General features: G+C 71.0%; 14 protein-coding genes. 4 read left to right on the forward strand and 10 right to left on the reverse strand.

The window, feature by feature from the left end:
* The first annotated feature begins 113 nt into the window (after nucleotides 1-113).
* The 4 genes from IE244_RS27800 (at nucleotide 114) to IE244_RS27815 (ending at nucleotide 4,965) form a co-directional block, all read left to right on the forward strand.
* Complete coding sequence (locus tag IE244_RS27800; RefSeq protein ID WP_191876333.1) at nucleotides 114-629, forward strand: hypothetical protein; 516 nt, start codon at nucleotides 114-116, stop codon at nucleotides 627-629.
* Nucleotides 630-659: 30 nt separating this feature from the next.
* A complete protein-coding gene (locus tag IE244_RS27805) occupies nucleotides 660-2,963 on the forward strand; it encodes a polysaccharide lyase 8 family protein (RefSeq protein ID WP_191876467.1) in 2,304 nt (767 codons plus the stop codon).
* Nucleotides 2,964-3,117: 154 nt separating this feature from the next.
* Complete coding sequence (locus IE244_RS27810; protein ID WP_031167180.1) at nucleotides 3,118-4,713, forward strand: acyl-CoA carboxylase subunit beta; 1,596 nt, start codon at nucleotides 3,118-3,120, stop codon at nucleotides 4,711-4,713.
* A gap of 57 nt (nucleotides 4,714-4,770) precedes the next feature.
* Entirely contained in the window at nucleotides 4,771-4,965 is a 195-nt protein-coding gene (locus IE244_RS27815) for an acyl-CoA carboxylase subunit epsilon (protein ID WP_191876334.1), read from the forward strand.
* Nucleotides 4,966-5,027: 62 nt separating this feature from the next.
* Here the strand turns inward: IE244_RS27815 and IE244_RS27820 are convergent, their stop codons facing one another.
* The 10 genes from IE244_RS27820 to IE244_RS27865 all read right to left on the reverse strand — a co-directional run bounded on the left by IE244_RS27820 (nucleotide 5,028) and on the right by IE244_RS27865 (nucleotide 19,186).
* Nucleotides 5,028-8,117, reverse strand: a complete 3,090-nt coding sequence (locus IE244_RS27820) for an NACHT domain-containing protein (protein ID WP_191876335.1) — start codon at nucleotides 8,115-8,117, stop codon at nucleotides 5,028-5,030.
* Between the two features lie 43 nt (nucleotides 8,118-8,160).
* Complete coding sequence (locus tag IE244_RS27825) at nucleotides 8,161-8,547, reverse strand: hypothetical protein (RefSeq protein WP_191876336.1); 387 nt, start codon at nucleotides 8,545-8,547, stop codon at nucleotides 8,161-8,163.
* Between the two features lie 82 nt (nucleotides 8,548-8,629).
* Nucleotides 8,630-9,211: a GTP-binding protein gene (locus IE244_RS27830; protein WP_030216560.1), complete on the reverse strand. Its 582-nt coding sequence runs from the start codon at nucleotides 9,209-9,211 to the stop codon at nucleotides 8,630-8,632.
* A complete protein-coding gene (locus tag IE244_RS27835) occupies nucleotides 9,192-9,767 on the reverse strand; it encodes a DUF742 domain-containing protein (protein ID WP_191876337.1) in 576 nt (191 codons plus the stop codon). Before IE244_RS27835 ends, IE244_RS27830 begins: the two co-directional genes overlap by 20 nt.
* 97 nt (nucleotides 9,768-9,864) lie before the next feature.
* A complete protein-coding gene (locus IE244_RS27840) occupies nucleotides 9,865-10,278 on the reverse strand; it encodes a roadblock/LC7 domain-containing protein (RefSeq protein WP_004983065.1) in 414 nt (137 codons plus the stop codon).
* 10 nt (nucleotides 10,279-10,288) lie between these two features.
* Entirely contained in the window at nucleotides 10,289-13,495 is a 3,207-nt protein-coding gene (locus IE244_RS27845; RefSeq protein ID WP_191876338.1) for a sensor histidine kinase, read from the reverse strand.
* Between the two features lie 393 nt (nucleotides 13,496-13,888).
* Nucleotides 13,889-14,464 (reverse strand): GTP-binding protein, encoded by a 576-nt coding sequence (locus IE244_RS27850; RefSeq protein ID WP_191876339.1) that lies wholly within the window; start codon nucleotides 14,462-14,464, stop codon nucleotides 13,889-13,891.
* Nucleotides 14,445-14,843 (reverse strand): DUF742 domain-containing protein, encoded by a 399-nt coding sequence (locus tag IE244_RS27855; protein ID WP_009190816.1) that lies wholly within the window; start codon nucleotides 14,841-14,843, stop codon nucleotides 14,445-14,447. The genes IE244_RS27850 and IE244_RS27855 overlap by 20 nt, the downstream gene beginning before the upstream one ends.
* Nucleotides 14,844-14,953: 110 nt before the next feature.
* A complete protein-coding gene (locus tag IE244_RS27860) occupies nucleotides 14,954-15,367 on the reverse strand; it encodes a roadblock/LC7 domain-containing protein (RefSeq protein WP_023546525.1) in 414 nt (137 codons plus the stop codon).
* Between the two features lie 9 nt (nucleotides 15,368-15,376).
* The gene (locus IE244_RS27865; RefSeq protein ID WP_191876340.1) at nucleotides 15,377-19,186 is read right to left on the reverse strand and encodes a sensor histidine kinase; all 3,810 of its coding nucleotides are present in this window, start codon (nucleotides 19,184-19,186) and stop codon (nucleotides 15,377-15,379) included.
* Nucleotides 19,187-19,739 lie beyond the last annotated feature (553 nt).

The raw sequence follows: 19,739 nt of genomic DNA on the forward strand, positions 1-19,739 counted from the left end.
GGGTGACGGCGTCCGCCCTCTGGCGGACACGCGGAGAGCTCGGGCACCATCTGCGTGCACCGCCTGCACAGCCGCCCCACAGGAAGCCCGGCCCGACCGCAGGAAAGGTCCCCATGAAGCCCGTGAAAGCCATGAGGCTCCGCTCCGTCCTGACCGCGCTCAGCCTCCTCGTCACCCCCGCGGTCGCCGTCGTCGGCGCCGCGGGAGACGCCTTCGCCGTCACCAGGATCAGCCAGGCCACCGCCGAGTCGATGTTCCGTCAGGTCGGCATCACCTGGTCGTCCTCCGGCAACTGCACCGACCGGAACAACCCCACCTGCACGTCCTTCGAGCAGCTCAACCTCGCCACCGCCCAGGGCGCCCAGACCCTCAAGCGGGCCGGCGGCTGCGCCCTCGCCATCACCGGCGGGACCGAGACGGGACACGCCTCCGGCACCTACTCGCACTGGAACGGCTACAAGCTCGACTACGGCAAGAACACCTGTGTGACGTCGTACATCAAGAACAACTTCACCTACATCGGCCTGCGCGGCGACGGCTACCCGCAGTGGCGCTCGGGGTCCGGCAACATCTACGCCGACGAGGGCAACCACTGGGACGCCCTCTACTACAACTGCGGCGGCTGCTGAGCCGCCGGGAGAGAGGCGGTGACCGACCGCATGGGCGTGAGCCGACGCGCACTGCTGCTGGCCGCCGCCCTCGTCCCGGCCCTGGCGCCCGGCGCCCGGGCCGACGGTGATCCCTACGACGCCCTGCGCCGCCGCTGGCTCGCCCTCGCCCTCGGCGCGGGCTACGACCCGGGCGCCGAGCCGTACGCCTCCCGCCTCGCCCGACTCGGCGCCCTCGCCCGTGACTTCGCCGCCACCATGGTCCCGGCCACCGGCTCCCTCTGGCCCGGCCACCCCTTCGACCCGCCGTCCGGCATCACCTTCAGCTACGGCCGGCTGTGGACCATGGCCCAGGCCTGCGTCCAGCCCGCCACCGGTGCCACCGGCGACCCCGCGCTCCTCGCCGCCGTCCTGCGAGGCCTCGACCACCTGTCCGCGACCGTCTACAACCCCTCGACCACCCGCTACGGCAACTGGTGGGAATGGCAGATCGGCAGCCCGCGCCTGCTCATGGACATCACCGCCGCCCTGTACGAACGGCTCGGCGCGGCCCGTGTCAGCGCCGCCTGCGCGGCTGTCGACCACTTCATCCCGGACGCCCTGCTGACCGACTACTCCGGGACCTCCACCGGCGCCAACCGCGTCGACCTGTGCCGCAGCGTCGCCCTGCGCGGCGTCCTCGGCCGGGACGCCGGCCGGATCTCCCTGGCCCGGGACGCGCTCTCGCCGGTCTTCCCGTACGTCACCCGGGGCGACGGGCTCTACGCCGACGGCTCCTTCGTCCAGCACACCTGGGTCGCCTACTCGGGGACGTACGGCCAGGTGCTGCTCGACGGCCTCGGACGGCTCTTCGCGCTGCTGGCCGGTTCGCCGTGGGAGATCACCGACCCCGCCCGGCACGGCCTCCTGGACGCCGTGGAGCACGCCTGGGCGCCCCTGATCCACGACGGACTGGTGATGGACTGCGTCAACGGCCGTGCCATCAGCCGGGGTTACCTGCGCGACGACGACCGGCACCTCATGCGCAGCGACCACTTCCACGGGCAGGCGCTCGTCGCCGCCATCGCGCTGCTCGCGGCCGGCGCGGGGGAGGAGCGACGGGAGCGGTGGTACGGCCTGGTGAAAGGCTGGGCCGAACGGGACACCGTCACACCGGTCCTGACGGCAGATCAGTTCGACGTCGCCGACCTGGCACGCCTGCACGCCGTCGCCGACGCGCCCGTCCCGTCGGCCGCCGAACCCCTCGGGCACCGGCTCTTCGCGGCCATGGACCGAGCCGTCCACCGCGGGCCCCGGTTCACCGCCGCCCTCGCCATGGCGGGCGACCGCATCGCCCACTACGAGTGCGGCAACGGCGAGAACCCGCGCGGCTGGCACACCGGTTCCGGAATGCTGTACTGGTGGCCGGCGGGCCGCGGCGACCAGTACACGGACTGGTTCTGGCCGACCGTCGACTGGTACCGGCTGCCCGGCACCACCGTCTCCACCAAGCGGCTCGCCGACCGGGCCGGCGGCGAGTGGGGTGCGCCCAGGCCGGACGTGCGCTGGGTGGGCGGGACCACGGACGGCCGGTACGCGGCCGTCGGCCAGCATCTGAAGGGTCTCGACTCCACGCTGCAGGCCCGCAAGTCCTGGTTCTTCCTCGACGACGCCGTCGTCTGCCTCGGCGCCGGGATCGGCTGCGCCGACGGCGTCCCGGTCGAGACGGTCGTGGACAACCGCAACCTGGGCGAGAACGGCACCCAGAGCTTCGCACGCGGCCGGAACTGGGCCCATCTGGCGGAGCACGGGGGCTGGATCCTGCCGTGCGGGGGTGAACTGCGCACCTTGCGCGAGGACCGCACCGGCGCCTGGTCCGACATCAACACCGCCGGCACCGACGAACGGCGCACCCGGCGCTGGCAGACCCTGTGGCTCGACCACGGCACCGACCCGGACGATGCCGCCTACGTCTACGTGCTGCTGCCCGGCGCCTCCCGCGCCGAGACCGCCGCCCGGGCCGCCGACCGCGACTGGCTGTCCGTCCTCGGCAACGACCCCGCCCGCCAGGCCGTCGCCGTACCCCGCATCGGGCTGGTGGCGGCCAACTTCTGGCGGGCCGGTACGGTGGGAGGGCTGACCGTCTCGGCGGGCGCCAGCGTCCTGATCGTGCGCCGGGGTCGTACGGCCACCCTCCGGATGAGCGAGCCACCCCGCACGGGAGTGCCGCTGGAGATCGTCTGGGACCGGCCGGTGCGGGCGGTGACCCGGGCCGGCGAGGGCGTGGAGGTCCTGTCCACGGAACCCCGTCTGAGGCTCCGTGTCACTCCGGGGATGGCATCCGCCACGCACGAATGTGAGCTGGCTCTCAGGTAACGCCTTTGTGGCCTCCCTACAACGCCGAGGCCCTGTGAGCAGTCGGAAAGGCTGCACGCGGCCAAGGTTCTGTTCACTCGCACCAGGAAAACGGGCCGGAGACTGTACGGAGTCGACGGCTCGCTTTCCTTGGCATCCTTCGTAAGGTCGCTACATGACCGTTTTGGAAGAGACGACGGGTGAGCCGACCGGCGAGCCGACGGACGCGCGCGGACGGGTCGCCGAGCTGCACGAGATTCGTGCCCAGGCCGTGGCGGGTCCCAGCGAGAAGGCGACCGAGGCGCAGCACGCCAAGGGGAAGCTGACCGCGCGGGAGCGGATCGAGCTGCTCCTGGACCCGGGGTCCTTCCAGGAGGTCGAGCAGCTGCGCCGGCACCGGGCGTCCGGCTTCGGCCTGGAGGCGAAGAAGCCGTACACCGACGGTGTCATCACCGGCTGGGGCACGGTCGAGGGCCGCACGGTCTTCGTCTACGCCCATGACTTCCGGATCTTCGGCGGCGCGCTGGGCGAGGCCCACGCCACCAAGATCCACAAGATCATGGACATGGCCATCGCGGCCGGTGCCCCCCTGGTCTCCCTGAACGACGGCGCGGGCGCCCGCATCCAGGAGGGCGTCTCCGCGCTCGCCGGATACGGCGGCATCTTCCAGCGCAACACGAGGGCCTCGGGCGTCATCCCGCAGATCTCCGTGATGCTGGGCCCGTGCGCGGGCGGCGCGGCCTACAGCCCGGCCCTCACGGACTTCGTCTTCATGGTCCGTGACACCTCCCAGATGTTCATCACCGGCCCGGACGTGGTCAAGGCGGTGACCGGCGAGGAGATCACCCAGAACGGCCTCGGCGGCGCCGACGTCCACGCGGAGACCTCCGGCGTCTGCCACTTCGCGTACGACGACGAGGAGACCTGCATCGCCGAGGTGCGGTACCTGTTGTCGCTCCTCCCGCAGAACAACCGGGAGAACCCCCCGCGCGCGGAGGCGTCCGACCCCGTCGAGCGGCGCAGCGACGTCCTCCTCGACCTGGTCCCGGCCGACGGCAACCGGCCGTACGACATGGCCAAGGTCATCGAGGAGATCGTCGACGACGGCGAGTACCTGGAGGTCCACGAGCGCTGGGCGCGGAACATCATCTGCGCGCTGGCCCGCCTGGACGGCCAGGTGGTCGGCATCATCGCCAACCAGCCGCAGGTCCTCGCGGGCGTCCTGGACATCGAGGCGAGCGAAAAAGCTGCGCGCTTTGTCCAGATGTGTGACGCTTTCAATATCCCGATCGTCACCTTCCTGGACGTGCCGGGGTTCCTCCCCGGTGTCGACCAGGAGCACGGCGGAATCATCCGTCACGGCGCGAAGCTGCTGTACGCCTACTGCAACGCGACCGTGCCGAGGATCTCGCTGATCCTGCGCAAGGCGTACGGAGGTGCCTACATCGTCATGGACTCCCAGTCGATCGGTGCCGACCTCACCTACGCCTGGCCGACGAACGAGATCGCCGTCATGGGCGCCGAGGGCGCGGCCAACGTCATCTTCCGCCGCCAGATCGCCGGAGCGGAGGACCCCGAGGCCATGCGGGCGCGCATGGTCAAGGAGTACAAGTCCGAGCTGATGCACCCGTACTACGCGGCCGAGCGCGGCCTCGTGGACGACGTCATCGACCCGGCCGAGACCCGCGAGGTCCTGGTGAAGTCCCTGGCGATGCTGCAGTCCAAGCACGCCGACCTGCCCTCCCGCAAGCACGGCAACCCCCCGCAGTAACCGAGCGGACCCGCCGCGGCAACCCCGCGGACCTCTCTCTCACGGAGACTGACACCCATGAGCACTCCCGACATCCGCGTCGAGAAGGGCCACGCCGAGCCCGAGGAAGTCGCCGCCATCACGGCCGTCCTCCTGGCCCGCGCGGCGGCCCAGCCGGCCTCTTCCACCCACACCCACCGGGGCCGCGCCAAGGCCGGCTGGCGCCGCCTGGAGCGCGAGCCGGGATTCCGGGCGCCGCACAGCTGGCACTGAGCTCTTTCCGCACGTGCACCGCAGCCCCGCCGCTCCCTCAGGGAGGCGGGGCTGCGGTGCGTTCAGCTGACGGTGACGGTGATGCCGGGGAGGTCCAGTTCGGTGACGGGGCCTTCGGGGGTCTCGCATTTCTCCAGCACCAACCTCCTCAGCTGCTTCAGCTCACGCAGGCCGTCAAGCCCGTCGGACAGCAGGCAGTGGCTCAGGGTGAGCTCGACGAGCCCCGGGCAGCCCGACATCAGCCGCCGGGGCAGGTCCTTGGCCTCGAAGTTGTAGAGCGTCAGCGCACGCAGGAGGGACAGCGCGGAGACGGGCGCGAGGTCGGGCAGGAGACCGCGTCCCAGTCCGACGAGGTACAGATACGGGACGCTTCGGTGCGGTGCCAGGAACCCCAGCCTGGTCTCCGCTGTGACGCCCGAGAGGGCCAGCTGGAAAAGGCACGGCAGGAGCGGGAGGCCGTCGATGCCGTCCGGGCCGGCGAGTGGCAATTGCAGGAGGCTCAGTGCGGGCAGCTGCGCCAGAGCTTCCGGATGCCGCACTGCGGTGGCACCGAGCAGCTGGAAGGTCTCCAGCCTCGGATGCCCCTTCAGCAGGGACAGATCGGCCGTGCCGTGCACGGCACAGATCAGTTGCTGCAGCGGGGGCAGTTCGCTGAGGACGGACAGGTCCCGGAGCCTGAACTTGATCCTCAGCGAGGTGAACGACCTCATCCGAACCGCTGCCCGCAGTTGCCCGGAGTGCGTCAGTACCACCGTGTGCTGGTCCAGAGGAAGCCCGGCCATCACCCGATCGGCGTAAGCGTCCGCGTCGAAGTACGCCCAGGAGTCGATGAGCGCGGCGACCACGTCCCGGCGCTGGTCTGCTGCGTATCCCTCCAGCAGCCCCAGTGCCTGCTCGCCGCCGATCAACGCCGCGGTCCGCACCGTCTGCACCGCCGCGTTCGACGTCAGCCCCTCCATGGAACGGGGCAGTCTCCGCAACAGACCCGGCCCGACCGCCGCCAGCGCGGGCGGGTCCGTGCTCCGGCGCGGCGGCAGGAGCGCCGACACCGCCTCCTCCAGCCGCCCGGCCAGACCGTCGCAGACCTCCGGCACCGTCTCCTGGCACGCCGCCGCCAGCAACCGCAGCTTCCGGCCGTACCGGGGTTCGGACTCCGCCCGGTCCAGGATGCCGCCCAGCAGCTCCTCGCGCTGCGGCCGGTTCGCATGGCCCGCCGCCATGATCACGGTCTCGCGCCACAGGTCCAGATGGGCCCGCTCGACCAGGTTGCCGATGCGGTCCTCCTCGGTGGCCTCCTCGGCGGCCAGGTACTCCTGGAAGGTCCGGTGGACGAAGTCCAGGCGGCCCTCGGCGGGGGAGCGGAGGATCCCCGAGCGGTCCCGGAGCTGTTCCAGGACTCTGGAGCCGTCCTGTTCCTCCAGGTGCCGCATCGCCGCCAGCTTCTTGCCGACGTGCACCGCCGCCTGCTCCACCGCGATCTCGCTGCGGTTGTTGTCGGACAGCCGCCACGCCAGGTCCCGCAGCAGCACCAGCTTGTCGTTCAGGCTCAGCCGGCTGTCCACCGCGCTCGGTACGCTACGGTCCGCGTCCCGTTCGTGGACCAGGGTGTGCAGGGCGTTGCGGTACAGCTCCATCCGGTCCCGGGGGAGCCGGCTGCCCCGGTTGAGGTGCATCGCGCACAGCATCGCCGCCAGCAACGGCGTGCCCGCCAGCGACTGCAGGTGCGGACGGTCCTTGAGGCTCGTCAGCAACGACTGCTCATAGCGCGGGAGTTGCTCGGGGACGCACGGCAGGTCGTCGCCCAGCTCCCGTACCGCCTGGTGCCACTGCCGTACGAAGGCCGCCAGGTCGGGCGGTGTCATGCGGTCCAGGTGCAGGGCCGTGAACTCCTCGCGGCGCAGCCAGTCGGCACGTGCCGCAGCGGGGCGCGAGGTGACGACGACCCGTACGGTCCCGTACGCCGTCAGCAGCTTGCGCAGCCACTCGCGGACCCCCCGCCGCTCGCCGTCCAGCAGCTCGTCCACGCCGTCGATCAGCAACAGGGCGTTGCCGTCGGCGAGTTGGCGTTCCACCCACGCCTTGGGCATGACCCCGGTGATCTGTCCGGCCACCGAGTCCAGCATCGCCTCGGGCCTCGGCAGCTCTCGCCCGCTGTGTTCGCGCAGCTTCACGAACACCGGTGTCAGGCCGTTCCATCCGGCCAGTTCGCCGGTGAAGGCGCCCCGCGCCGCCGTGATCGCCAGCCAGCGCAACAGCGTCGTCTTCCCCGAGCCCGCCTCGCCCCGCAGCAGCACCCGGGTGGCGCCGCCCAGCGCCGCCTCCACCCGCATACCGGCGCTCTCGCCGGGCTCCTCCCAGTCGCCCATGTCGGGCCGGAGAGCGGGCAGCGCACGAGCGTGGCGTCGGCGGCTCCCATCGTCACCGGTGGCACGCAGGCTCACGTACGCCACCGACAGGGGTACCTGCGCCCCCGCCCGGTCGGAGGTGCGCCGGAACAGCTCCACCTCGTCCAGGCCGGTGCTGACCAGCTCCAGATAACGGCGACGGAACTCCCCGTCCCGATCGGTCCCCTCCGGCGCGAACAGGGAGCGGTCAGGCAGCCGTTCCAGCACCCGGGCGATCTCCGCGCCCAGGGACGTCGTACGCGCCAGCAGCTCGCTCAGCGCCCGCTCCTCGAACACCGGAAGTCCCTGCACGATGCGGACGTAGTACTCCACGCACTCCGCGAACAGCACCTCGTACAGCCGGAACTCCGCCTCACCGAGGCCCACCGGTGGCCGTACCGCCCCCCGGACCCGCCGCACGACCTCGGCCGGCTGGGCGTCCGCCGCCAGGATCGCCCCGTCCGACAGGTCCGCCGCCGCGAACGTGTCGCACACGCCGGCGATCACGGCTTCCCGGCCGCTCTCCTCCAGCCCACCGAACTCCCGCTCCAGGAACGGCGCCAACCGGTCGAACACCGCGTCCGCGATCTCCCCGAACTGGCGCTCCACGCTCCGCTGGAACCGCAGCCCCGGCACCCGCAGCCGGATCAGCCCGGCCATGTCCGTCCGGCGTTCCTGCTCCCGCCGTTTCCCCCCGAGCCATGCCTGGGCCGCCGCCTTCGCCACGGTCGTCCCCAGCCGTAACGCCGCCGTCTCGGCACCGCTCATCGCCTGCCCCCTCCACGAAATCGCGACGCGACGACGGGCATTGTCACCCGGTACGGCGCTGCTCGTCCCGCTTTTCCAGCCACCAGCCCAGCGGAATCTCCAGGGTCGCCAGGCACACCGCGGGCCACAGGGACGACGTGTGCAGGCCGGGCGTCCAGGACTGGACCAGGACCGCCGTCAGGAACATGGACAGCCAGCCCAGGACGTACCGGTTGCGCAGGCCGAGCAGCCGCGCCGGGTACAGCACCGCCGTGGCCAGCGCGGCACACGGCAGGCTCAGCAGCACCGCCCAGAACACCGCGCCCACGCCGTCGATCTCGATCGTCCCCGGAAAGGCGGCCACCGTCCCCAGCACCACCAACAGCAGGAACAGGACCACCGGCACGGCACCGAACAGCGCCAGAAGGGCGCCCACCAGAAACTTGCTCACCATCATCCCCGTAACACGACAAAGGCCTCTGTCGCTCAGGAAGAGCGGCAGAGGCCGGAGTCGGTTGCCCCGAGCGGCGGCGTCAGCGCAGGCGGGCCATCAGGGCGTGCTCGACCAGCGTGATCAGCGCGCTCTTGGCGTCGGCGCGGTGCCGGGCGTCGGTGGTGATGATCGGGGTGTCGGGCCCGATCTGCAGGGCCTCGCGCACCTCGTCGGGCTGGTACGGCTGCTGCCCGTCGAAGCCGTTGAGGGCGATGACGAACGGCAGGCCGCTGTTCTCGAAGTAGTCGACCGCGGGGAAGCAGTCGGCGAGGCGCCGGGTGTCCACCAGCACGATCGCGCCGATCGCGCCGCGCACCAGGTCGTCCCACATGAACCAGAACCGGTCCTGGCCGGGGGTGCCGAACAGGTACAGGATCAGGTCCTGGTCCAGGGTGATACGGCCGAAGTCCATGGCCACCGTCGTGGTGGTCTTGTCTCCGGTGTGGGTGAGGTCGTCGATGCCGGCCGAAGCGGAGGTCATGACGGCCTCGGTGCGCAGCGGGTTGATCTCCGAGACAGCGCCGACGAACGTGGTCTTGCCCACGCCGAAGCCGCCCGCCACCACGATCTTCGCGGAGGTGGTGGAGCGGGAAGGACCGCCGCTAGAGCTTGCGAAGTCCACTGAGCACCCTTTCGAGCAGTGTCACGTCTGGCTGGCCACCGGCGTTCTCGTCGCCGCCGGGCTGATGGATGGCGACCAGGCCCGCCTCCGCCAAGTCGGCGACGAGAATCCTGGCCACGCCGAGGGGGATGGTCAGCAACGCCGAGATCTCGGCCACCGACTTGATCTCCCGGCACAGGTTGCAGATCCGCTGATGCTCGGGCAGCTGGCCCTGCATCTGGTGCGGAGCGGCGGTGGTGTGCACCAGTGCCTCGATGGCGAGCTGGTAGCGCGGGCGGGTCCGGCCGCCGGTCATGGCGTACGGACGCACCAAGGGGTTGTTCGAGGCGCTCGCGGGCGCCGGCTCGGGGCGGCGCTGCGGCTGCACCGGCTGGATCCGCGGGGCCGGCGGCTGGTCGTACGGCGAGGGGCCGGGGCCCTGGGGAGCGTACGGCTGCCGGTGGCCCGGGGCGGAGGGGAAGTTGTAACGGTTCGGGTTCTGGGAACCGTCGCCCTGGCCCTGGGCAGGGCCGTACGACCAGTTTCCAGAATTCGAACCGCCTGGGGGTGTTGCCACTCTCTTCTCCTCCTCCGACTGTGCCGGGCACCCATCCGTGTGGAGCCGCGTCCCGAAACCTTACGGCCCCGGGACGCGTATACGCACCGTTCGCCTGTTAGTTGAGAAGGCTTCCCTGGAGTTCTGCACGCAGATCCGGGGTGAGGACCGTGCCCGCGCGGTCCACCAGAAGGGCCATCTCGTACCCGATGAGGCCGATGTCCGCCTCCGGGTGGGCCAGTACCGCGAGCGACGAACCGTCAGAGATGGACATGATGAAGAGGAATCCCCGCTCCATCTCCACAACCGTCTGATTCACACTGCCTCCCTCGAAGATCCGGGAGGCGCCTGCCGTCAGGGACGTCAGACCGGAGGCGACGGCCGCGAGCTGGTCGGCACGGTCGCGGGGGAAGCCTTCGGACATCGCCAGAAGGAGTCCGTCGGCGGAGACCACCACCGTGTGGGACACCCCCGGGGTGTTGTCCACGAAGTTGGTGATCAACCAGTTCAGGTTCTGTGCCGCCTGGCTCATCGGGCTCACACTAACGCTCCTGGTTGTAGGTGCTGTCAGGACCGAAGCCCTGGCCGTTCGTTTCACTGCCTGCGCTGCGTCCGCGCTGGACGCCCCGACGCAGGTTGCTCAGCCTGCCCCGGACGTCCTCCGGGGCGCGGGAGACCTGTGGGCCCCCCTGGGGTGTGGTTTCGGCGGAACCCTGGACCAGGTTGGCCTTGGGCACCCGCCGCGGCAGACCGGAGGCGGTGACCCCGCCTGCCTTGGGCTTCCGGAGCTGCGAGGCCTGCTGCCAGCGCTCGTCGTTGGCCGAACGCCAGCCGTTGTCGCCGGTCGCCCCCGGGGTGTTGTCCGGTGCCGGGGCTTCCTGCTGCCCGCGCGCCGTGCCGCCCGGGGTACCCGAGCCGTTGGAACCGCTCGCGACGGATCCGCGGCGGGGCAGCCCGGCGTCGGTCAGCTCGTGGGCGGCGGGAGAGGCCGGTCCCGGACGGTCGAAGCCTACGCGGTTCCGCTCACTCGCGTCAGCGGCCTGCGAGGATTCCGTTTCCGGAGCGTACTGGGCCGGATACCCGTTCCGGTAGCCGTCCTGCTGCGGCTGCTGGGGCCAGTCGTCCTGGTAGGACGGGGCCGGCTCCGTGTACCCGGGGTCCGGGTAGCCGCCGTTCGGCGCGTAGTACTGCTCGTCGTACGGCTTGTCGTACGACCGCTCGTCGAACGAGGCCTGCTGCGGCTCGGCGTACGTCTGCGCCTCGTACGTCTGCTGCGGCTGCTCCTGGTAGGCCTGCTCCTGGTACGACGGCTGCTGCTCCGGGTAGGCCTGCCGGCCGTCGAAGAGCGGGTCGGCGTAGTCGGCCGCGGTCTCCGGCGCCTCCTGCTGCGGCTCGCCGTTCGGCTGGCCGTGCGTCTGGGCCTCCAGCGCCGCCCGGCGCTCCTCGCGCATCAGGGAGCGGCCGACGGGGTCCAGGTCGCGGATGTCGTCGGGGACCTCCGTGTACCGGCTGTCGTCGAAGCCCAGCTCGGCGGCGGTGCGCAGCGGCTGCACCTGGTGGAAGCTCTCGCCCTGGAACTGCTGCTCCGGGATGATCTGCGAGACCGTGAACTCCTCGCGGTCCAGCGGGGTCTCGCCGCCACCGCCGTGCGTGATCGCGTCCGGCAGCATGACCAGGGAGGTGGTGCCGGCCTGCTCGCCCGAGGGGCGCAGCTGGACGCGGATGCCGTGCCGGTCGGACAGCCGGCCGACCACGAACAGGCCCATGCGCTGGGAGATCGCGGCGTCCACGGTCGGCGGGTTGGCCAGCTTGTGGTTGATGTCCGCGAAGTCCTCGGCGGTCAGGCCGATGCCCTTGTCGTGGATCTCGATCATGATGCGGCCGTCGGGCAGCCGGGTCGCGGTGACGCGGACCTTGGTCTGCGGCGAGGAGAACGTGGTGGCGTTCTCCAGCAGCTCGGCCAGCAGGTGCACGAGGTCGGTGACCGCGCGGCCGTGGATCTCGGCCTCCGGGACGCCGGACAGCTCGATGCGCTCGTACTGCTCCACCTCGGAGGAGGCGGCGCGCAGCACGTCGACCAGCGGGACCGGCTGGTCCCAGCGGCGGCCGGGCTCCTCGCCGGCGAGGACCAGGAGGTTCTCGCCGTTGCGGCGCATACGGGTGGCCAGGTGGTCCAGCTTGAAGAGGTTCTCCAGCTGGTCCGGGTCGGCCTCGTTGTTCTCCAGGTCGGTGATCAGGGTCAGCTGGCCCTCGATCAGCGACTGGTTGCGGCGCGAGAGGTTGGTGAAGATCGCGTTGATGTTGCCCCGCAGCAGGGCCTGCTCGGAGGCGAGCCGGACCGCCTCGCGGTGGACCTGGTCGAAGGCGCGGGCGACCTCGCCGATCTCGTCCTTGGTGGTGATCGGGATCGGGGCGACCCGGGTGTCCACCCGGCCGGGGTCGGTGCGGGAGAGCTGGTCGACCAGCATCGGCAGGCGCTGCTCGGCGATGCCGAAGGCGGCGTTGCGCAGCTGGCGCATCGAGCGGCTCATCTGGCGGGCCACGGCACCGGCCAGGATGAAGGCGAGCAGCAGGGCGACCACGACGACGCCACCGGTGATGAACGCCGACGTCTTGGCGTTGTCGGCGATGTCGGAGGCCTCGTTCACGGCCTTGTCGGCCATGTCCGACTCGATCTGGCGGTACGCCTTGTACCTCAGCGTGTTGACCGCGTACCAGTTGTCGGCGGTGATGCCGCCCGCCGCGAGGGTCTGACGGGTGAGAAGGCTCGTGTCCTTCATCTGGGCGAGCTGCGCCACCATCGCGGTCGGGTTGGAGGGCGGCGGGACGTAGTTCGGGTTCTGCTGCTTGGCCGCCGCGGCCATCGCGGCGCCCTGCGACTCCATCTGCGCCTGCTTCTGCTTCAGCTTCTGCGCGTCGGCCGCGGTGCCACCGCCCTTGTACTCCTCCACGGCGATGCGCTCGAGGTAGGCGTACGAGGACAGGGAGACCCGCTGGGTCGCCAGGTTCGGGGCGTCCGGGCCGGGCTTGACCAGCAGGTGCGTGCCGATCGACCGCTCCAGCGACAGCGCCGCCTTGGTCAGCGAGATGGCGTAGACGGTACGGCCGTAGGAGGTGATGTTGCCGGTGCCCAGACCCAGCTCGTTGGCGAACTCCATCAGGGGGTGGGCGAAGTCGACGTACTTCTCTTCGGTCTGTACGCCGGTCATCTTCGAGGTGTACGCGACCTGCCGGAGCTGCGCGAGCTTGGGCTCGACCGCGCGGAACAGCTTCATCCGGCGCACCAGGCCCGACTTCTGCGGCATGTTCTGTGCGGCCTGGTCGAAGACGTCGGCGGCGTCGTCGGTGGCCTTGCGGGCGGCGGCGACGGTCGCCTTGCTCTTGGCGTCGGTCTTCTTCAGCAGCAGGGGCGCCGCGGTGACGTCACGCTCGTTCTCGAGGGCGTCGGCGTAGGAGAGCGCGGCACGCACCAGACGGGCGGTGTTCTCGGCGTCGCGTGCCTGCTGCCAGGTGTCGATCGAGCTCTTCACCTGGAAGCCACCCATGACGAGGCCGACCGCCACGGGTATCAGCAGGATCGCGTTCAGTCTGGTGGGCACGCGCCAGTTGCGCGGCGAGAAACGGCCGCCGCTGGGCGCGGGAGCCGCCGCCGGTTCCGCGCCGGGCGCGGGGGTGGGCGCCGCAGCGCGCGGCGGCGGGGTGAAGTTGCCCCGCGCCGACGGCTCGGGACCGTTCTTGCTTCGCCTCACTCGACCAACAACCTCTCGGCGGTCGGCACCTTCGTCGTGCCGCAGTCTCTCAGAGCCCGGTTCGTCATCGACCCCTTGGTAGGTACGTCTTTGACTAATGGGCAGTTCAGGCATTCCAGCACGTGGACCAGCGCTCTTCCAAACAGCGGAAACCCCCGAGTGACCCTCTTGTAAGCCCCAGATAAAACGGTCATAAAGAGCGAGCCCCGCCAAAAGGCGGGGCGTTTGTGAGCGCAGCGGCACTACATGACCGCGTCGCGTGGTGAAGCCGGGGGATTCCTCTGCCGAACTGTTATGAACACCGGAGCCGACCGTGTCAAAGGCCACAGTCGGCTCCGTTGCGCTTACGACAACTGCCGTACACGCCGTCTTACTTGGGTACGTACCCGTGTGCTACTTGAGCCGCGCCATCAGGGCGTGTTCCACCAGCGTGATCAGCGCGCTCTTGGCGTCGGCGCGATGCCGGGCGTCGGTCGTGATGATCGGGGTGTCGGGCCCGATCTGCAGGGCCTCGCGCACCTCCTCCGGCTGGTACGGCTGCTGCCCGTCGAAGCCGTTGAGGGCGACGACGAACGGCAGGCCGCTGTTCTCGAAGTAGTCGACCGCGGGGAAGCAGTCGGCGAGGCGCCGGGTGTCCACGAGCACCACCGCGCCGATCGCGCCGCGCACCAGGTCGTCCCACATGAACCAGAACCGGTCCTGACCCGGCGTACCGAACAGGTACAGGATCAGGTCCTGGTCCAGGGTGATACGGCCGAAGTCCATGGCGACGGTGGTCGTCGTCTTGTCCCCGGTGTGGGTGAGGTCGTCGATGCCGGCCGAAGCGGAGGTCATGACGGCCTCGGTGCGCAGCGGGTTGATCTCCGAGACGGCGCCGACGAACGTGGTCTTGCCCACGCCGAAGCCGCCCGCCACCACGATCTTCGCGGAGGTGGTGGCCCGGCCCGCGTCAGAGCTTGCGAAGTCCACTGAGCACCCTTTCGAGCAGCGTCACATCCGGTGCGCCGCCGTTGTTCTCGTCGCCACCCGGCTGGTGGATGGCGACCAGGCCGGCCTCGGCGAGGTCGGCGACCAGGATCCGGGCCACTCCGAGCGGCATGGCCAGCAGCGCGGAGACCTCCGCGACCGACTTGACCTCACGGCACAGATGGCAGATGCGCTGGTGCTCCGGGAGCAGACCCATGAGCGCTGCCGGGTCGGCCGTGGTGCTGATCAGCGCCTCGATCGCGAGCTGGTAGCGCGGCCGGGTCCGGCCGCCGGTCATCGCGTACGGACGTACCAGCGGCTGGTCGCCCTCGTCCCCGTACGGCTCCGCGTACGGATCATGATGGGCGGTGGGCGGGGTCATGAGTCCTCCGGGCGGGACAGCAAGTCGGTCAGTCAAGCCGTCTGACGGGGCCGGTGGGGGGATTGTGGCGGCCGGACGGTGGTTTGGTGAGGTGGGTGGTGCCGGGGCGGTCAGTGGAGCAGACTGCCTTGGAGTTCGGCGCGCAGGTCCGGGGTGAGTACCGCCCCTGCGCGGTCGACGAGCAGTGCCATCTCGTAGCCGACGAGACCGATGTCGCACTCGGGGTGGGCCAGGACCGCGAGGGACGACCCGTCCGAGACGGACATCAGGAAGAGGAACCCGCGCTCCATCTCGACGACCGTCTGTGCCACGGTGCCGCCCTCGAAGATCCGGGACGCCCCGGCCGTCAACGAGGTCAGCCCGGACGCGACGGCCGCCAGCTGGTCGGCGCGGTCCCGCGGGAAGCCTTCGGACATCGCCAGCAGAAGGCCGTCGGCGGAGACCACCACCGTGTGCGACACCCCGGGGGTGTTGTCCACGAAGTTGGTGATCAACCAGTTCAGGTTCTGTGCCGCCTGGCTCATCGGACTCAACTAACGCTCCTGCTGGTGAGTGGGGCTCGGGAAGCTGCCGGTCTGGCCGCTGCCGGCCTGACGGCCCTGAGCGATACCCCGACGGAGATTGGTCAGCCGCCCGCGTACGTCATCAGGCGCACGCGAGACCTGCGGACCGGCTTGGTTCTGTTGCTGCTGGGCCGTACCCGGGACGAGGTTGGCCCGGGGCACCCGGCGCGGCAGGCCGGAGGTGGTGACCCCGCCCGACGCGGGCTGCCGGACGCGCTCGGCCTGCCGGACGAGGTCGTCGTTCGGCGAGGTGCGCCAGGCGCCGTTGCCGGCGCCGTTGCCGCCGGCGGGACGCTGCGGAGCCGGGGCGGGTGCCTGCGGCTGCTGCTGCTGTGGCTGCTGCGGCGCGGGAGCGCCCTCCGCCTGCGGACCGCCGTGGAACCAGTTGGTCTCCAGCGTGTCGTACAGCGGGGTACGGCCGTCACCCGGGCCGGTGGCCGGCGGCAGGGCCTCCGGCTCACGGTGCGCCGGACGCTGCTGCGGGGCCTGCGGGCGCTGGGCGCCGAAGTCGTTCCGGGCGGCCGGCTGCGGGCGCTCGAACTGACCGGTCTGCGCCGGGTCCTGGCGACCGGGCAGGGCGTGCCGACCGGTGGTGCCGGCGTCGTAGCCCTGCGGAGCCGCGAACTCGCCCGTGTTCCGACCCGTGTTCTGTCCGGTGCCGTCCTGCTGCGCCGCCGGCGTGCCGAAGATGTCGGGGCGGACGTACGGACCGGAGTCCTGCCGGCCACCGGCAGGGTCGAACCGGCCGGGCAGCTCGGGGGTTTCGGGGCGGGCGAACTGGCCGGTCTGCTGCGGGTTGTCGGGGCGGGCGAACTGGCCGGTCTGCTGCGGGTTCTCCGGGCGGGCGAACTGGCCCGTGTGGTGCTGGGGGCCGCCCAGGCCGTTCAGGTCCGGACGCGGGAACTCGCCCGTGGCGGCCGGGTTCTGTGCGTCGGTCCGGGGCACCGCCGGTATCTCGGCGGTCGCGCCCGGGCCCTGCCGGTCGTCGACACGCGGCATGCGCGCGGTGTGCGCCGGGTTCTGCTCGTCGTGGCCGCGCGGGGCGTCCAGCGAGGCACGCTGCAGCGGGGCCTGGGTGTCACCCCAGTCCGGGGTGCGCTGCTGCTGGTCACCGCCGGGCAGCTCGGCCCGGCCGCCGCGCGGCGGCAGCTGGGGCTGACGGCCCTGGTCGGCACCGTTGCCGGGCCGCCGCGGGCCACGGCCGCCGAAGGCGTCCTGCTGCGGACCGCCCGGGTTCGCGGCCTGCAGGCCCTGTGCGGTGCCGGGAGCCTGACCGCCGAAGCCGCCCGCACCGGCACCCGCGCCCGCCGGCCGGCCCTGCTGCGGGCCACCGGGACCGCCCTGGGGTCCGCGCGCACCGCCCGGCGCACCGGGACGGCCGCCCTGGCCGGTGCCGGGCAGCGCGGCCCGGGGACCCTGGCCGGCGCCGACCTGGCCGCGTGGAGCGGGACCGGCACCGAGCAGACCACCGCCGGCCGGAGCACCGCCCTGGCCGTTGCCGGCGTTCGCGCGGCGCGCCGCGGCCGCGCCTGCGGCGGCCTGCGCGGCGGCGGGACCACCGGTGACGCCGGGCGCGCCCGGCTTGCCCGGAGTGGGCTTCCTGCCGCCCTGGGCGACGTCCACGGGCAGCATGACCAGCGCGGTCGTACCACCGGAGTCGGACGGGCGCAGCTGGATACGGATGCCGTGGCGCTGCGACAGACGACCGACCACGAACAGACCCATGCGGCGGGAGACCGAGACGTCCACGGTGGGCGGCGAGGCGAGCCGCTCGTTGATCGCCGCGAGGTCCTCGGGGGACAGGCCGATACCGGTGTCGTGGATCTCGATCAGCACACGGCCGTCGGGCAGCGCGTGACCGGTGACCTTGACCTTGGTCTGCGGCGAGGAGAACGAGGTGGCGTTCTCCAGCAGCTCGGCGAGCAGGTGCACGAGGTCGTTGACGACCCGGCCGGCGACCTCGGTCGTCGGGACGGCGGCCAGCTCGATGCGCTCGTACTGCTCCACCTCGGACGCGGCGGCGCGGAGCACGTCGACCAGCGGGACCGGGCGGGTCCAGCGGCGGCCGGGCTCCTCACCCGCGAGGACGAGGAGGTTCTCACCGTTACGGCGCATACGGGTGGCGAGGTGGTCGAGCTTGAACAGCGAGGACAGCTGGTCGGGGTCGGCCTCGCGGGACTCCAGTTCGGAGATGAGCGACAGCTGGCGCTGGATGAGGCCCTGGGAGCGGCGCGAGAGGTTGGTGAACATCGCGTTGACGTTGCCCCGCAGCAGGGCCTGCTCGGCGGCGAGGCGGACCGCCTCGCGGTGCACGTCGTCGAAGGCCGCGGCCACCTGGCCGATCTCGTCCCGGGAGTGCACACCGACCGACTCCACGGAGGTGTCCACGTCCTGCGGGTCGGACTCCGACAGCTGCTTGACCAGCTCGGGCAGGCGTTCCTGGGCGACCTTGGTCGCGGTCTCCTGCAGCCGGCGCAGCGAGCGGATCATCGAGCGGGCCACGACGAACGCGCCGACCAGCGACACGCCGAGCACGAGCAGGATCAGCGCACCGGAGATGATGGCGTCACGCTGGGTGGCGCTCTTCAGCTCGCGGGCCTTCTGCTCCATCTCCTCGAGCAGCGTGTGCTCGATCTTCTTCATCTGCTCGATCTTGGTCGAGCTGTCGTCCACCCAGTCCTTGTAGGAGCGGGCGTCCAGGCTCTGGATGCCGCCGGAGCGGTCGAAGACGCGCTTGGCGTAGGTGTCCGCGGACTCGATCGTCGGGTTGCCCTCGTCGATCGGCTTGAGGAGTTCCTCGGCGTCGTTGTTCGCGTAGATCTTCCGGAAGATCGCGATTTCCGAGTTCTCGCCCTGGTACGCCGACTGGCCGTACAGGCGGTCGTTCTCGGAGAGGTCGCCCTTCTTGTCCGTGGTCGCGGGCAGCGCGGCGGCGATCGTGGCGCGCTGCATCGAGGCGTACTCCTTGGCGGTGGAGAAGGCCGCCAGGGCGCGCGTGCGCGAGATCATCTCCGGGTTGCTGGACGCCTCGGCCATGTCCTGGGACAGACCGATCAGCTGGGTGATCAGCCGGTGGTAGGCCTCGACGGTCTGGGTCGAGTTGCCCTTCGACTCGTAGGCCGTCTTGCGGATCTTGGCCAGGCCGTCCAGCTGGTTGGCGATGCCGACGAGCGCGTCGCGGACGCCCTGGAGGTTTCCGTCCTTGCTGGCCGCGTCGATCTGCTCGGAGGCGTTGAGGAAGTTGTCGCGGGCCCGGTCGGTCTTCTCCTCGTAGCCCTTGACCGTGTAGTCGCTCTGCGTCAGGCCGTGGGCCAGGGGGCCGGCGGACTGGTCGCGCTCGTCCTGCAGCTGCTGGGCCAGCTCGGTGGCCTGCTTGGTCATGTCCGTCAGCAGCTTCATGTTGTCGAGCTGCTGGATGTCGTCCATGTTCTCGCTGATGCGCAGCGCGCCCAGCGAGGTCGCCGCGATGACCGGGAGCGCCAGCAGCGACACCAGGCGCGTGGAGATGCGCCAGTTGCGCAGGGCCATGCGCGAGCCGGGGCCGGTGGTGCCCTTCGCGGGCTTCGCGGCCGGCGTGGGAGAGCCGGAGCCGGCGCCGCCCGGGGTGGCCGAGGAGGCCGACACGCCGTGGCGTCCGCTGCGCTCACCGCCTTCCCCGGACGGGGCCTGGCCCGGGTTCTGGGCGTGCTGGGGCGAGGAGCTGCCCTTCATGGGGCCAGTCCCGTCGTGCGACTCCGGCTCCGCCGAAGCGCTGCCATCCCTCTTGAAACGTCCCTGCACTAGCGTCGCAACCTCTGGACCAGGCGCCCCTCCGCGTGAACGGCGGGACACGGTGTCGGCGTTGTGGTGAGCGCCCTGAAAACGCCCCCCGGTGGTCTTGAGTGACCGGCGTTGGCTCCCCCTGATCTCGCCGCCGTTCGGCGCTGCGTCGCGCCCCCTGTGCGCCGGCTCGATCCCCGCGGCGGTCCGTGGAATTCCAGCACAGTGCCGGATCTCCAACAAGGCCCGTGGTCCGAGCTGTGACCTCCGTGACGGCCTGTGAGTGCCGAGTTACCAGCCGTGGAACCCGATCCTGGCCAAAACGGGCGTTTCTCTGCGAGTTGCCGCGCGGTGCGTGGTGTCCCAGTCGCCATGATCAGGAGCGGAATGGTGGCTTCAGGGGGTCAATGTCCGTTTCGCAGGGTCGCGTTGCGGGTCAGGTTTGACCGTTTTGTCCGCGACGCCGTGAGCAAACTCACACGTATCTGGTGAACAGTTGGCGCCTTCGGCGGGGAACTGGATGTTTAGCCTGGCGCTTTACAAGAGCGACGCCTCTGTAGACCCCCCAGGACTA

Origin of the sequence: Streptomyces filipinensis (genome assembly GCF_014649495.1) — a bacterium.
In the GTDB taxonomy this organism is placed as follows: domain Bacteria; phylum Actinomycetota; class Actinomycetes; order Streptomycetales; family Streptomycetaceae; genus Streptomyces; species Streptomyces filipinensis.